The 13,022-nt window shown below is 30.7% G+C and carries 15 protein-coding genes; 5 read left to right on the top strand and 10 right to left on the bottom strand.

What is annotated here, in order from left to right:
- Positions 1 to 136: 136 nt before the first annotated feature.
- The 5 genes from ABXT47_RS01790 to ABXT47_RS01770 form a co-directional block, all read right to left on the bottom strand.
- Positions 137 to 640, bottom strand: a complete 504-nt coding sequence (locus ABXT47_RS01790) for a peroxiredoxin (protein ID WP_415308997.1) — start codon at positions 638 to 640, stop codon at positions 137 to 139.
- A gap of 130 nt (positions 641 to 770) precedes the next feature.
- Positions 771 to 956 (bottom strand): hypothetical protein, encoded by a 186-nt coding sequence (locus tag ABXT47_RS01785; protein WP_168607384.1) that lies wholly within the window; start codon positions 954 to 956, stop codon positions 771 to 773.
- 7 nt (positions 957 to 963) lie between these two features.
- Positions 964 to 1,983: an extracellular solute-binding protein gene (locus ABXT47_RS01780; protein ID WP_415308995.1), complete on the bottom strand. Its 1,020-nt coding sequence runs from the start codon at positions 1,981 to 1,983 to the stop codon at positions 964 to 966.
- 435 nt (positions 1,984 to 2,418) lie between these two features.
- Positions 2,419 to 3,696, bottom strand: coding sequence for an isocitrate lyase (aceA, locus tag ABXT47_RS01775; protein ID WP_415308993.1), 1,278 nt, complete (start codon positions 3,694 to 3,696; stop codon positions 2,419 to 2,421).
- A gap of 55 nt (positions 3,697 to 3,751) precedes the next feature.
- Positions 3,752 to 3,913, bottom strand: a complete 162-nt coding sequence (locus ABXT47_RS01770; RefSeq protein WP_415308991.1) for a hypothetical protein — start codon at positions 3,911 to 3,913, stop codon at positions 3,752 to 3,754.
- A gap of 117 nt (positions 3,914 to 4,030) precedes the next feature.
- On the opposite strand from ABXT47_RS01770, the gene ABXT47_RS01765 reads away from it, so the two are divergent.
- A complete protein-coding gene (locus tag ABXT47_RS01765; protein ID WP_415308989.1) occupies positions 4,031 to 5,728 on the top strand; it encodes a short-chain fatty acyl-CoA regulator family protein in 1,698 nt (565 codons plus the stop codon).
- Between the two features lie 2 nt (positions 5,729 to 5,730).
- Here the strand turns inward: ABXT47_RS01765 and ABXT47_RS01760 are convergent, their stop codons facing one another.
- From ABXT47_RS01760 to folE, 3 genes are read right to left on the bottom strand one after another with little or no spacing between them, the layout of a single operon-like run.
- A complete protein-coding gene (locus ABXT47_RS01760) occupies positions 5,731 to 6,618 on the bottom strand; it encodes a LysR family transcriptional regulator (RefSeq protein ID WP_415308987.1) in 888 nt (295 codons plus the stop codon).
- A complete protein-coding gene (locus tag ABXT47_RS01755) occupies positions 6,619 to 7,620 on the bottom strand; it encodes an oxidoreductase (protein ID WP_415308985.1) in 1,002 nt (333 codons plus the stop codon).
- Positions 7,621 to 7,640: 20 nt separating this feature from the next.
- Entirely contained in the window at positions 7,641 to 8,249 is a 609-nt protein-coding gene (gene folE, locus ABXT47_RS01750) for a GTP cyclohydrolase I FolE (RefSeq protein WP_271564482.1), read from the bottom strand.
- A gap of 77 nt (positions 8,250 to 8,326) precedes the next feature.
- Between folE and hisI the strand changes: the two genes are divergently transcribed.
- From hisI to ABXT47_RS01735, 3 genes are all read left to right on the top strand, one after another.
- Positions 8,327 to 8,794: a phosphoribosyl-AMP cyclohydrolase gene (gene hisI / locus ABXT47_RS01745; RefSeq protein WP_041185798.1), complete on the top strand. Its 468-nt coding sequence runs from the start codon at positions 8,327 to 8,329 to the stop codon at positions 8,792 to 8,794.
- On the top strand, positions 8,795 to 9,169 hold the full coding sequence (locus ABXT47_RS01740; RefSeq protein WP_415308982.1) for a DUF2237 family protein: 375 nt from the start codon (positions 8,795 to 8,797) through the stop codon (positions 9,167 to 9,169).
- 61 nt (positions 9,170 to 9,230) lie between these two features.
- Positions 9,231 to 10,082, top strand: coding sequence for a bile acid:sodium symporter family protein (locus ABXT47_RS01735; protein ID WP_415308981.1), 852 nt, complete (start codon positions 9,231 to 9,233; stop codon positions 10,080 to 10,082).
- A 9-nt stretch (positions 10,083 to 10,091) separates the two neighbouring features.
- On the opposite strand, the gene ABXT47_RS01730 is transcribed toward ABXT47_RS01735, so the two are convergent.
- On the bottom strand, positions 10,092 to 11,057 hold the full coding sequence (locus ABXT47_RS01730; protein WP_415308979.1) for a hypothetical protein: 966 nt from the start codon (positions 11,055 to 11,057) through the stop codon (positions 10,092 to 10,094).
- Positions 11,058 to 11,160: 103 nt separating this feature from the next.
- Between ABXT47_RS01730 and ABXT47_RS01725 the strand changes: the two genes are divergently transcribed.
- Entirely contained in the window at positions 11,161 to 11,379 is a 219-nt protein-coding gene (locus ABXT47_RS01725; RefSeq protein WP_415308977.1) for a hypothetical protein, read from the top strand.
- On the opposite strand, the gene ABXT47_RS01720 is transcribed toward ABXT47_RS01725, so the two are convergent.
- The gene (locus ABXT47_RS01720) at positions 11,380 to 12,999 is read right to left on the bottom strand and encodes an electron transfer flavoprotein-ubiquinone oxidoreductase (RefSeq protein ID WP_415308975.1); all 1,620 of its coding nucleotides are present in this window, start codon (positions 12,997 to 12,999) and stop codon (positions 11,380 to 11,382) included.
- Between the last annotated feature and the right edge of the window lie 23 nt (positions 13,000 to 13,022).

Genomic DNA, 13,022 nt, shown 5'->3' with positions numbered 1-13,022 from the left:
ATACCTTAATAATTATTTTTAAGAAACTTCCCTTGTTACCAAGGGAAGTTAATACCAACTCTAAAACCAATTTGAGAGAGAGATTATAGAGCTAATTCTTAAAATTTTCTTATAAGCTATGAGTTTGCATCTTTTATTATTTAGATAGATACTCTATACAGTTCTCGGGAGTTGTTTGTTCATATGGATCAGGATCACTGCCATCATTATTCATACCATCCTCTTGCCACCATTTTTCAACCACACCATCATTTATAATTGCACTATATCTCCAGCTTCTTAGACCAAAACCTACATGCTTTTTGTCAACTAACATGCCCATTGCCCTTGTAAAATCTGCATTTCCATCTGGTAATACCTTAACTTTTCTCAATTTTTGTTGATCAGCCCAAGCATTCATCACAAAGCCATCATTAACACTAATACAATAAATTTCATTAATACCTAGGCCTAACAATTTATCATAATTTCCTTCAAATCCTGGTAACTGCTTTTCAGAACATACTGGTGTAAATGCACCTGGTAATGAAAATAGTATTACTTTTTTACCTTTGAATATTTCATCAGTACTTACATCAACCCACTTTCCAATTTTTCTTGTTTTCAAAACTACATTTGAACATTTTTTTCCTTCTATCATTCTATTCCTGTTATTTTTTAAGTGTTTGTTTAATTGAATTATTTGCATTTGAATTTTTTAGTGCTCATAGTTAAATTAGGTAGGGTAAATACCTTTTGTAGAGCTATGAGCACAATCATTAAAAAGAAAATTAAGTATTAAAAGGAGAGAGGATATGTGCAACCTCTTTATCTTCAATATCTGATAATTTTCTATTATTTATTTTTCTATTGATTTTTTCACACTCTGCTGCACATGGATCACAAGCTTTCAGAGATTGTGACCCATATACGTCAGAAGATTTATCTAAATCAATATTAAATAAATTCTTTTTCACTAGCTTATTACTTCCAACTTGCTGCTAACATACACTCAAGTGCTGTAGCTTGTTGTTTTCCATAATTAGCAACTTTAGTTTCTAAATCTTGATTGTATCCAAGACCCATTTGTTTAACTAATGCATGAGGTTCAACACCATCAATCATTGGATATTCAAATGTATTATTAACTATGTGTTCTTGTGCTTCTTTAGTTAATAAAAACTCAAGTAGTTTTTTTGCATTATCAGGATTTGGTGCAGTTTTAATTACCCCTCCTCCACTAATGTTCATGTGAGTTCCTCTATCTCCTTGGTTAGGGAAAAAAGGTAAAACTTTTTTAGCAGCTGCTTGTTGTTCAGCACCTTTTTTTCCAGATAACATCAAAGCATAGTAGTATGTATTAGCTACTGCTAGATCAGCTTCACCTGCAGCTACAGCTAAAATTTGAGCTCTATCATTTCCTTTAGAGTCCCTAGCCATGTTAGCCACAACACCTTTTGCCCAAGAACAAGTTGCTGCTTTACCATTATTTTTTACTAATGATGCAACAAGAGATTGGTTATAGATATTGTTAGATTTTCTTATAACAACTCTACCTTTCCATTTTGGATCAGCAAGACCTTCGTAAGTCATACCGTTAAGCTCATTTGCATTTACTCTTTCAGGTGAGTAATACATAATTCTTGCTCTCTTAGCTATTCCAGTCCATTTAGAAGTTCTAAAATTTGCTGGAACTGCAGCTTTGATCGCAGTTGTCATAGAATTTTGGAACATCCCTTTTGCAGCGAATGCACCTAATCTTCCTGCATCAGCAGTAATATAAAGGTCAGCCTTGGAATCGGCACCTTCTTCAGTTATTCTTTTTTGAAGAGCTTTATCTTTACCAGATACAACATTTACTTTAATTCCAGTTTTAGCTGTAAATTTTTCGTAAAGTTGAATGTCTGAATCGTAATGTCTTGCACTGAATACATTAACTTCAGCAGCAAACGTCATGTTTGCAAATAAAGTCATGAAAAATGCAATAATTGTAATTTTTTTCATTATTATTTCCTGTTTTTATTGTTTATTTAGTTTGGAATGCTTATTATTAGCATTGCGAATGATTATCAATCGCATTTATTGACGCAGTTTACAAGAGTTAATTAAGATAATATCGCAATAAGTAAATTACTTAAAAAAGACAGAGATATAACAAAAGCTGTAAAAAAATTACAATACATTAGAGTAATTGTGCGATTTCTAATTCTTCTTTTCCTTACAAAGGGCTTATCATCAAGATCTGAAATATCTCTTTCACCAATAACCTTATAATCATAAGTCCAACGCCAAATAGAATTACCAAATCTTTTATCGCTGTTATTGTAATAGATAATCCAGGCAACGATATATCGATGAGAAATGTAGAAAATGACTAAAAGTATTCCACTTAGGATCATTTAAATATTAGAACATATTTAAAGTTTAAGTAAAGACTAATTAAAACTGTTCAGATTCTGTAGAGCCTGCCATAGCAGTTGTAGAGCTTTTTCCACTACTTATAGTATTTGAAACTGCATCAAAATAAGATGTTCCAACTTCTCTTTGATGTTTAACGCTAGTGTAACCATCTTTCTCTCTAGCAAATTCAAGCTCTTGTATTTTAGAATAAGCAGTCATTCCTTCAGTTTTATATTTTTCAGCAAGTTCAAAAATTGCAATATTTTGAGTATGAAATCCTGCAAGTGTAATAAACTGAAACTTATAGCCCATCTCACTAATTTTTTGCTGAAATGTTCCAATCTCAGCATCTGATAAATGCTTCTTCCAGTTAAACGAGGGAGAACAATTGTAAGCTAATAATTTTCCAGGAAATTTTTCATGAATTGCATCAGCAAACTTTTTTGCTTCTTGTAAGTTTGGCGTTGCTGTCTCACACCAAATTAAATCTGAATAAGGGGCATAAGCCAAACCTCTTGAAATAGCTTGATTAATACCATGTTTAACATAATAAAAACCTTCGGGTGATCTTTCGCCAGTTAAAAATGGTTTATCATTTTCATCAAAATCATTTGTAATTAACTTTGCGGCATTTGCATCCGTTCTCGCTAAAATTATTAAGGGCACATCAGCAATATCTGCAGCAAGTCTTGCGGCTTTTAAATTCTTAATCATCGTGCCAGTTGGAACTAAAACTTTTCCACCCATGTGGCCACATTTTTTTTCACTAGCTAATTGATCTTCAAAATGAACTCCAGCCGCACCTGCTTTAATAAATTTTTTTGCTAATTCAAAAACGTTTAATGGTCCTCCAAAACCTGCTTCTCCATCTGCAATAATAGGTAACATATAGTCTGTTCTATCTTTGGATTGCATATCTCCATCATGTAGTTCCATATGTTGAATTTGATCAGCTCTAATTAGTGCATTGTTCATTGACTCAACTAATTTTGGAGCACTGTCATACGGATATAAAGACTGGTCAGGATACATTTCTCCAGCAGTATTTGCATCAGCGGCTACTTGCCATCCACTTAAATAAATTGCTTTCAATCCGGCTTTGGCATGTTGAATAGCATGATTTCCAGATAATGATCCTAATGTATTGATATAGTTTTCAGAATTCAAAAGATCCCATAATTTTTTAGATTGATGTTTACACATTGAGTATTCAACTTTAATTGAACCTCTTAATCTCTCAACCTCTTCTGTAGTATAATCTCTTTTAATTCCTGCAAATCTTTTTAAATCGTATGAAACATTGGCTTCTGAGCTCATGAGTGGGTTCTTTCTAGGTTATGTAGTTAAGAAAATTAGATTTTAAGTGAACGAATTAGTTACTATCGTTGATTTGATCAACTAAAGCTTCCATTCCACTTGAACCCCAATCACAATGATCATCTCTCATATAGATACCTTTTGCTTTATATGCAGATAAATCCTCTTCTCTTATGATTTGAGCGTCATTTTCTGTATTTTTTAATTTTTCATTCATATGAAATATATAATTTACAAGATTTACAAATACTACTAAAAAGTACCATTTTACTTGTAAACTGAGTTTATTTTTTGTAAATTAAAATTTACAAAATTTACAAATAAGAGAATAAAAATGAGTATAAACGTCAGTATTGGCAATAAAATTAGAAACTTTAGGCGAAAGTTAGGTCTTCAAGCTAAAAAGTTAGCTGAACAAATAAATATTTCACCTAGCTATTTAAATCTAATTGAAAGCGGAAAAAGAAATATTGATGCTGATCTATTAATTAAAATTTGCAATGAATTAAGAATTGAGTTGTCTGATCTTACTAGTGAAAGAGAAATTAGTTTAGATAATTCAAAAATTGCAATTACTAAATTTTTAAAAAATAAAAATATAAATAAATCTGATTTAAAAATTGGACCTAAAATAAAAGCATTTAGAAGACAATTAGGATTGCAGGCAAATAAATTTGCTGAACAAATAAAAATTTCTCCAAGCTATCTAAACTTAATTGAAAGTGGAAAAAGAAATATTGATGGTGACTTATTAATTAAAGTTAGTAAAGAGTTAAGAGTTAACTTATCTGATTTAACTAGCAAGGCTGATGTTAATTTAGAAAATGATATTTCTGAGCTTTTAGATGATCAATTGTTTGAAGACTTAGATATATTAGGGCCTGAAGTAAAGGATCTAGTAAATACCAATCCAAAAATTGCAAAAGCATTAATTAAATTAGGAGATAATTTCAAACAAAAAGACCATGATATAGTTAATAAAGTTGAGGATATTTCAGGAAAAAAAATTGATAGTAGGAAAACAGCTTTTCCTGGAGAGGTAATATCAGATTTCCTTCAAGAAAATAAGAACTACTTTCCTAAATTAGAAAAATTTGCAGATAAAATCTTTAATAAAGTTCAAGTTAATAATAGGACAAGATATATTGCTCTATGCGATTTTTTGAAATCTGAATATTCAATAATTGTTAAAGATATAATTCCAGAAGATGGCAAACCTTTTTCAAAAATCTATAATAATAAAAAAAAAGAACTTCTATTAAGTGATTATAATACTTTAGAAACTAAAAAATTACATGCTGCATCTCAAATTGCTCAAGAAGGTGCGTCAAAAGAAATTAATGAATATCTATCTAATTTTAATTTTCCATCTAATGAGTCAAAAAGACTGACACAAGTTGCACTATTAAATTATTGTGGTGCTGCAATTTTAATGCCTTATAAATTATTTCATTCAGAATGTAAGGAGCTAAAATATGATTTAGAACTTTTGCAAAATACTTTCGCTACTTCTTTTGAACAAGTTGCTCATAGAGTGACTTGCCTTCAAGATCCTAAATTACCAGGCATACCTTTTCATATGTTAAGAACAGATATTGCAGGAAATATTTCTAAAAGATTTTCTTTATCTGGAATTGAAATACCAAGATATGGTGGTGCTTGCCCTAGATGGAATGTGTATTCAGCCTTTACAAGGCCTGGAGTTATACAAGCCGCAGTAAGTAAAATGACTAATGGTGAAAAATATGTGTGTATTGCAAGAACTGTTGAAAAAGGTGTTGGTCGATATGGTTTATCAAAAAGTATTTTATCAATTGGTTTAGGTTGTGAGGCTAAATATGCAAAAGAATTTGTATATACAGAAAATTTAGATATCTCAGATAAGAAAACTGAAATTCCTATTGGTGTTTCTTGTAGAACTTGTGACAGGTTAGATTGCTCACAAAGAGCTTTTCCACCACTGCACAAAAAGTTTGATATAGATATTAATTCTAGAGGTGTTTCAGTTTATGTTAACGACAAAAATAACTAGAATTATTTCCAATCACCTATTTTACTAAATAAGAAATTTCTAAAGGCAGTAATTCTTGCTGTATTTTTAAGAGATTGAGGGTAGACAAAGTGAGCCTCTGTTATAGGTCCTTCTGAGTTTGGGAGAACTTTTATTACATTATTTGAATTAAAAACTAAATACTCAGGAAGTGCTGCAAGTCCAACACCCGCTTCAACTGCCAAAAGTAAACCCATGACACTATTCACTTTCATTATTGGTTTTCTTTTTTTAGCATCTTTAATTCCAAGTTTTAAAGCCCAGTCAGGATCATACACTGGTGAGGGTGCTCCTTTACCAAATGAAATAAATTTATGTTTATTTAGATCTGTAACATTTTTTGGCATCCCATGTTTCTCTAAATATTTATTTGATCCATATATATAATATTTAATATCTACTAATTTTTTTTGGATATAATTAAGTTGCTTAGGTCTTCTCATAAAAATACCTAAATCTGCTTGTCTTGTACTTAAGTCTAACTCTTTATCGTCAAAAATTAATTCAATTTCAATTTCTGGATTTAAAGTCATAAACTCTTGAATTCTAGGTGTTAGCCAGTGAGTTCCAAAACTTCTAACTGTTGTAATTGTTAATTTACCAGTTGGTTTGTTTTTTTGATCACCCAATGTAGACTCAACTTCTTTCAATTTACTAATCACATCATGAGCTGTTTTAAATAAATACTCTCCATTTTCAGTTAATGTAAGACCTCTTGCATGTCTTTCGAAGAGTTGTACTTTAAGGTCTTGTTCTAATGATTGAATTTGTCTGCTTATTGCAGATTGACTTAAATTTAGATTTATTGTTGCATTAGTAAAGCTTCCAGCTTCCGCTACTGCATGAAATATTTTTAATTTATCCCAATCCATCTATTTATTAAGATCAACAATATATCTTCCTGATGTTTCACCTTTTAACATTTTTGGATATATGTCTATTAAATCTTCTAAGCTCACTGTTTTAATTGATTTTTCTAGTTGCTCGAAATCAATAATATTTTTAACTTCATGCCAAACAAATTCTCTTCTTTTTATCGATGCTGTAACAGAATTTATTCCCCAAAGTTTAACACCTCTAATAATAAAAGGCATTACAGTAGTGTTTAATTTATAATCAGAAGCATTTCCACAGGCCGCAACAATTCCATTGTCTCTAGTTTGCGCAAGTGCATTAGCAAGTATTTTTCCACCAACAGTATCGACAACACCGTCCCACAGACCTTTGTCTAAGGGTCTAGCGTCTTTATCTAAATCAGCTTTATTTATTATTTTTTTAGCACCTAATAATCTTAAATATTCTTCATTTTCAGCTTTTCCGGTAACTGCTGTAACATTGTAACCAAATTTATTTAAAATCATCACTGCAATACTTCCAACACCTCCAGAAGCACCAGTGACTAAAACATCTTTAACTTTTTCACCTAATAAAAGTTCTTCTCTAGCTTTGATTGCAAAAGAACATAATAATGCTGTTAGTCCAGCAGTACCTAAAATCATTGCCTGTTTGGATGTAATATCTTTTGGTTTTTTAACTAGATAATCTCCATTGACTTTTGCAAATTGAGAGTAGCCACCAAAATAAATTTCACCAACTCTCCAACCTGTAAGTATTACCTCGTCCCCTTTTTCAAATTTAGAATTGTCACTTTCTAAGACAGTTCCTGCAAAATCAATGCCTGGGATATGTGGAAATTCTTTTACTAATTTTGCCCCATTTCTTAAAATAAGTGCATCTTTATAGTTTAAGTCTGAATAATCTACTTGAACAAGTACATCACCATGTTTTAAAAATGATTTATCTATTGATTTTACCTCTCTTGTAAAATTTTCACCTTCTTGATTGACAACTAGTGCTTTAAAATTATCTGACATACTTTTCCCCCTTAGGAAGGTTACTTACTAATAAATCTTAAATATCTATTCTGAATACTTAAATCTTTTTTAAATTCTCCTAAGAAATAATTTGTAACTGTTGTTGCATTTTCTTTTTTAATTCCTCTCATTGTCATACATTGGTGTGCTGCATCAATTGTAACAGCAACTCCTTTTGCATCTAATGAAGTCATTAAAGCTTGAGCAACTTGCATTGTTAATCTTTCTTGTGTCTGTAATCTTTTTGAAAAAACCTCTACTACTCTTGCAAGTTTACTTAAACCTACAACTCTTTCATTTGGAATGTAGGCAACATGTGCTGTTCCAACAATAGGTGCCATGTGGTGTTCACAATGACTTGATACTGAAATATTTTTTTCAACAACCATGTCATCATAACCCTCAACATCACCAAAAGTTTTCTCTAAAATTTTATTTGCATCTTCAGTGTATCCACCAAAATATTCTTTAAATGCTTTAACAACTCTTTTTGGAGTTTCTAATAATCCTTCTCTACTAGGATCTTCACCCATCCAAGTTAAAATAGTTTTAAAAGCCTCTTCAGCTTCTTTATCAGAAACTTTTTTGGTGTCTAAAATTTTGCTATCTGTGTCTTCTACTAATTTCATATGGCAAGTTTATACAGTAAATCATTGTTTTTAAAATATTTAATATATTGTTCAATATGCTACATAATCACCTAGATATGTTTAAAAAAAGAGAAAATATAGTCGAAATTGAAGAGGGAAAACTCCTTTCACCAAAATTTGATAATGATGGCTTAATTCCAGTCATCACTATGTGCTCAAAAACTAAAGATGTTTTGATGCATGGATACATGAATGTTGAGGCTTTTAAAAAAACTATTGAGACTAAAGAAGCTCATTACTTTAGTAGATCTAGACAGCAAATTTGGCACAAAGGTAAAACTAGTGGCTTCACTCAAAAAGTAACAGAAATTAGAATTGATGATGATCAAGACTCAATCTGGTTAACTGTAGATATTGGAGATGGCTCTAGCTGTCATGTTGGTTATCGATCATGTTTTTATAGATCAATTCCATTAGGCCCAATTGAAAATGGTAGAGAAATTGAAATGAAGTTTGAAGAGAAAGAAAAATCTTTTGATCCAGAGGTTGTCTACAAAGGTCAACCCAATCCAACAAAAATTTAAATGAGCGACAAACAAAAAAATGTTCTTGGTGAAGATCTAGAAGAATGTTCTAACGATCCTTTAACAGGATGGCATAGAGATGGCTGTTGTAGCACTGATGAAAATGATCACGGTGTTCACACCGTTTGTGCAAAAGTTACAATAGAATTTTTAGAATGGTGTAAAGAAGCTGGCAACGATTTAATAACTCCTCATCCTGAATTTGGATTTCCAGGTCTCAAAGCTGGAGATGGTTGGTGTGTTTGTGCTAGTTGGTATGCAAGAGCTGCAGATGCTGGCAAACCTTGTCCTGTTTATTTAAAAAGAACACATGAAAAAACTTTAAAGCTTGTTTCAATGGAAGTTTTAAAGAAAAATGCTATTGATTTATCTTAGTTAATCCTAAGATTGAAATCATTTTCTTGTAAAACTCAAAATGAACTAATAAGTTTTAAAAATGGAAATTGCAACAAAGATAGCTCCATTAGGTTTAGCTTTAATAATGTTGGGGCTTGGATTGAGTTTGACTATTCAAGATTTCATAAGAGTAGTTAAAATTCCAAAAGATTTTTTAGTCGGTTTTATTTCTCAGTTAGTTTTGCTACCAATCGTTGCTTTGTCTATAGCATTACTATTAAATCTGTCAGCAGAACTTGCTGTTGGATTAATGTTGATTGCATGTGCACCTGGTGGTGTTACATCAAATGTAATTACTAAATTTGCTGATGGTGACGTTGCACTTTCAATATCACTAACTGCAGTAGTTAGTTTGATTAGTATTATTTCTGTACCATTTATAATGTTTACATCTATGGATTTCTTTGAAATTGGTATTATTAAAGAAATATCTATGACTGGTATTGCTTTAAAGATGTTTTTTGTTGTTACAGTTCCAGTATTAATTGGAATGATAATTAAGCATTTTGCTAGAAATTTTGTTGATAACCAAGCCGCAATAATTCAAAAAATTTCAATCATACTATTTATATTAGTGTTTGCTGCAATTTATATAGAGGAATGGGATAATATTATAACTTATTTTACTCAAGCTGGCTTGCCCGTCTTACTACTAAATATGTCAATGATGCTTTTAGGTTTTTATATTGCAAAAATTTTTGCATCTGGAGTTGCACAACAAAGATGTATTTCAATAGAGTGTGGACTTCAAAATGGAACTTTAGCACTATTTGTTGGAACACAAATGTTTGGCGAAAGTATAGCTACTTTTATTATACCCACAGCAGCTTATGCTTTGATAATGATGATGACTTCAATAATTTTTGTATTTATTCTTAGAAAAAATACTTAGTATTTAATATTATTTAATTGAATACAGATTATAAATACGTGCAGTAAATTTAGATAAATTGTTTAAGGTATTTTTTTGTACATTTAATAATTTTTTTGCATGAAAACCTGTCGAAGAATAATGTTTTTTATCATCTTTTTTTAAAAATTTTTCTTTTACTAATTTATTTAATTTTCTAATGACTGTAGCTCTTGGTATGCCTGTAATATCTGAAATAGACATTGCATTAATACCTGCAAAATCTTTTTTATCAGCAAAGAAATACTTTTCTATGTAAAATTCTTTACTCATTTCACTATTATCATTTTTTTTTGAGTTTAGAGCATGATTGATTAAACAAATCCCATTAACGTGGAAGGATTCTAGATCACCGAAAGTTTTTTTAAAGCTTAATAAAAAAGGCATTTGCATTTCATAATAAAGTTTCCAAACAAATGAAAAATATTCTTTAGATGTTTTTGTTAGATTTTCACTACTGATTGGTTCTGATAATAGCCCATCGATAACACACATCTTTGAAAGAGTTGATAAAAATCTTGACATTCTTTTCATCGTTTCTTCAGGTTTAATATTTGGCCATGTGCTTCTATCGATTATAATTTTTTTATTTATTCTTTTTATTGCTCCCATTTTTTCTAATTCATTAATTTTTCTTCTGGTTGTTTCTTTTGGTATATTAAGAGTCGTAGATATTTCCATTACATTAATCATATCTATTTCAACTTTTATTTGATTAAAATACTCTTCATAATTTAACTTCACAAAGTTTTTTGAATAAGTTTCAAATGTTCTCATCAATAAATACATAATGATCATAAATTTTTCATAATCATGAAAAGTTCTATAAACATTATTCACCCAAGCTAATTGTAATGGTGCCCAAACAGGCATTATCGAGACAAAGTTTTTCTCTATTACTTTTGCTATATCTTTGCTTCGGACTTGGTTTGACACTTTGGGTAATAATTTAGTCATAAATTATATTTTAACCCAAAATGAACGTAATTAAAATTAGAGTCAACCCAAAATGAACATTTGATGTATTGTACTTCTAATAGTTTGATGATTTATTACTGGAATGAGTGCAGAAAAAATAGTTTCAACTGGGGTAAATGATCTTCCTCCTTTAGCGACCCCTGAAAAAAGAGAGGAAGTTTCATTATCAGGAAGAGTTGATATAAATATTCTTTTAAATAGAGCAAGAAAAGTAAAAGAAAAAGAAACCAGAGCAAATTTTGTTTTTGGAGGATTAACAATTTGTTTAATTTTTATTGTTGGACTAATTTTATCTTTCTAATTACATATTCCCATATTTAGGTCCACCACTACCTTCAGGTGTCACCCACGTAATATTTTGAGAAGGTTCTTTAATGTCGCAAGTTTTACAATGAATACAGTTTTGTGAATTTATGACAAATTTATTTACACCATTTTCATTTTGAACTTCATAAACACCTGCAGGACAATATCTTTGTGCAGGTTCATCAAATTTTTCTAAAGTATAATTTATCGGTAAGTTTGGATCCTTTAGTTGTAAATGTACTGGCTGATTGTCAGTATGATTAGTTCCTGTTAAATAAACAGAACTTGTTTTATCAAATGTAATTATATTGTCTGGTTTAGGATAATCAATTTTTAGCATTTCATTTGCTGGTTTTAATGTTTCGTGATCAGCATGTTTGTGTCTTAAGGTGAACGGTAATTTTCCTCTAAATAATATTTGATCTATTCCAGTAAATATTATTCCAAGAATTAAACCCCAGCTAAAACTTGGTTTAACATTTCGAGCAGTATGCAGTTCTTCATAAACCCAACTTTTTTTAAATTTATCTTCATAAATTGATAAATCTTGTTTTTCTTTTAAATGTTCATTTATAGTTTCTGCAGCAATCATTCCACTTTTCATTGCAGTGTGTGATCCTTTAATCTTAGGCATATTTAAAGTTCCTGCATCACAACCGATTAATAAAGCACCAGGCATAAACATTTTTGGTAAACTCTGAAGTCCACCTTCAATTAGAGCACGTGCACCATAAGAAATACGTTTTCCACCTTCAATTATTTTTTTAATTGCAGGATGAGTTTTAAATCTTTGAAATTCATCAAACGGTGAAAGATGTGGGTTTTTATAATCAAGACCAATTACATAACCTAAAAAAACTTGCTTGTTTTCTGCATGGTAAATAAAGCTTCCACCATAAGTATTATTATCAAGTGGCCAACCTGCAGTATGCATTACCATTCCCTCTTCATGATTTTTTTCACTGATTTCCCAAATTTCTTTAAATCCAATTCCATATTGTTGAGGATCTTTACCTTCTGATAAATTATATTTTTCTATTAATTGTTTTCCAAGATGTCCCCTGCATCCTTCAGCAAAAACGGTAACTTTTCCTAAAAGCTCTATGCCTGGTTCAAAACTATCTTTTTTGTTTCCCTCTTTATCAACACCCATGTCTTGAGTTGCAACTCCCTTAACTGATCCATCTTCATTGTATAAAATTTCACTTGCAGGAAAGCCTGGAAATATTTCAACACCTAAAGCTTCTGCTTGTTCTGCTAGCCATCTACATAAGTTTGCTAAACTGATTATGTAATTATTATGATTTTGTTGAACTGATGGAAGTAGCCATGTCGGCCAGCTTAATGATTTTGTCTTGCTTAAAAATAAGAATTTTTCTTTAGAAACCTTAGTTTTTATAGGTGAATTAAGTTCTTTCCAGTTTGGTAATAACTCATCTAAAGCTCGAGTTTCAAACACATTACCACTTAAAATATGTGCACCAATCTCTGAGGCTTTTTCAAGTAAACATACATTTAATTCTGGATCTAATTGCTTAAGTTTAATTGCCGTAGACAGTCCTGAAGGACCACCCCCAACGATTACCACATCATAATCCATTGCTTCTCTAGGCATATCTTGAATTTTTACAGTACTGA

This window comes from Candidatus Pelagibacter sp. Uisw_099_02, from assembly GCF_047727625.1.
Taxonomy (GTDB): Bacteria; Pseudomonadota; Alphaproteobacteria; order Pelagibacterales; family Pelagibacteraceae; genus Pelagibacter.
The sequence above is the reverse complement of the archived record's forward strand: the minus strand, read 5'-3'. Positions and strand labels throughout refer to the sequence as shown.

Bases quoted from the DNA above. Each gene is read 5' to 3' on its own strand.
- ABXT47_RS01740 (WP_415308982.1), top strand. From the start codon at position 8,795: ATGAGCGACAAACAAAAAAATGTTCTTGGTGAAGATCTAGAAGAATGT.
- folE (WP_271564482.1), bottom strand. From the start codon at position 8,249: ATGAAATTAGTAGAAGACACAGATAGCAAAATTTTAGACACCAAAAAA.
- ABXT47_RS01735 (WP_415308981.1), top strand. From the start codon at position 9,231: ATGGAAATTGCAACAAAGATAGCTCCATTAGGTTTAGCTTTAATAATG.
- ABXT47_RS01720 (WP_415308975.1), bottom strand. From the start codon at position 12,999: ATGCCTAGAGAAGCAATGGATTATGATGTGGTAATCGTTGGGGGTGGT.
- ABXT47_RS01765 (WP_415308989.1), top strand. From the start codon at position 4,031: ATGAGTATAAACGTCAGTATTGGCAATAAAATTAGAAACTTTAGGCGA.
- ABXT47_RS01790 (WP_415308997.1), bottom strand. From the start codon at position 640: ATGATAGAAGGAAAAAAATGTTCAAATGTAGTTTTGAAAACAAGAAAA.
- ABXT47_RS01760 (WP_415308987.1), bottom strand. From the start codon at position 6,618: ATGGATTGGGATAAATTAAAAATATTTCATGCAGTAGCGGAAGCTGGA.
- ABXT47_RS01730 (WP_415308979.1), bottom strand. From the start codon at position 11,057: ATGACTAAATTATTACCCAAAGTGTCAAACCAAGTCCGAAGCAAAGAT.
- aceA (WP_415308993.1), bottom strand. From the start codon at position 3,696: ATGAGCTCAGAAGCCAATGTTTCATACGATTTAAAAAGATTTGCAGGA.
- ABXT47_RS01780 (WP_415308995.1), bottom strand. From the start codon at position 1,983: ATGAAAAAAATTACAATTATTGCATTTTTCATGACTTTATTTGCAAAC.
- hisI (WP_041185798.1), top strand. From the start codon at position 8,327: ATGTTTAAAAAAAGAGAAAATATAGTCGAAATTGAAGAGGGAAAACTC.
- ABXT47_RS01755 (WP_415308985.1), bottom strand. From the start codon at position 7,620: ATGTCAGATAATTTTAAAGCACTAGTTGTCAATCAAGAAGGTGAAAAT.
- ABXT47_RS01770 (WP_415308991.1), bottom strand. From the start codon at position 3,913: ATGAATGAAAAATTAAAAAATACAGAAAATGACGCTCAAATCATAAGA.
- ABXT47_RS01725 (WP_415308977.1), top strand. From the start codon at position 11,161: ATGAGTGCAGAAAAAATAGTTTCAACTGGGGTAAATGATCTTCCTCCT.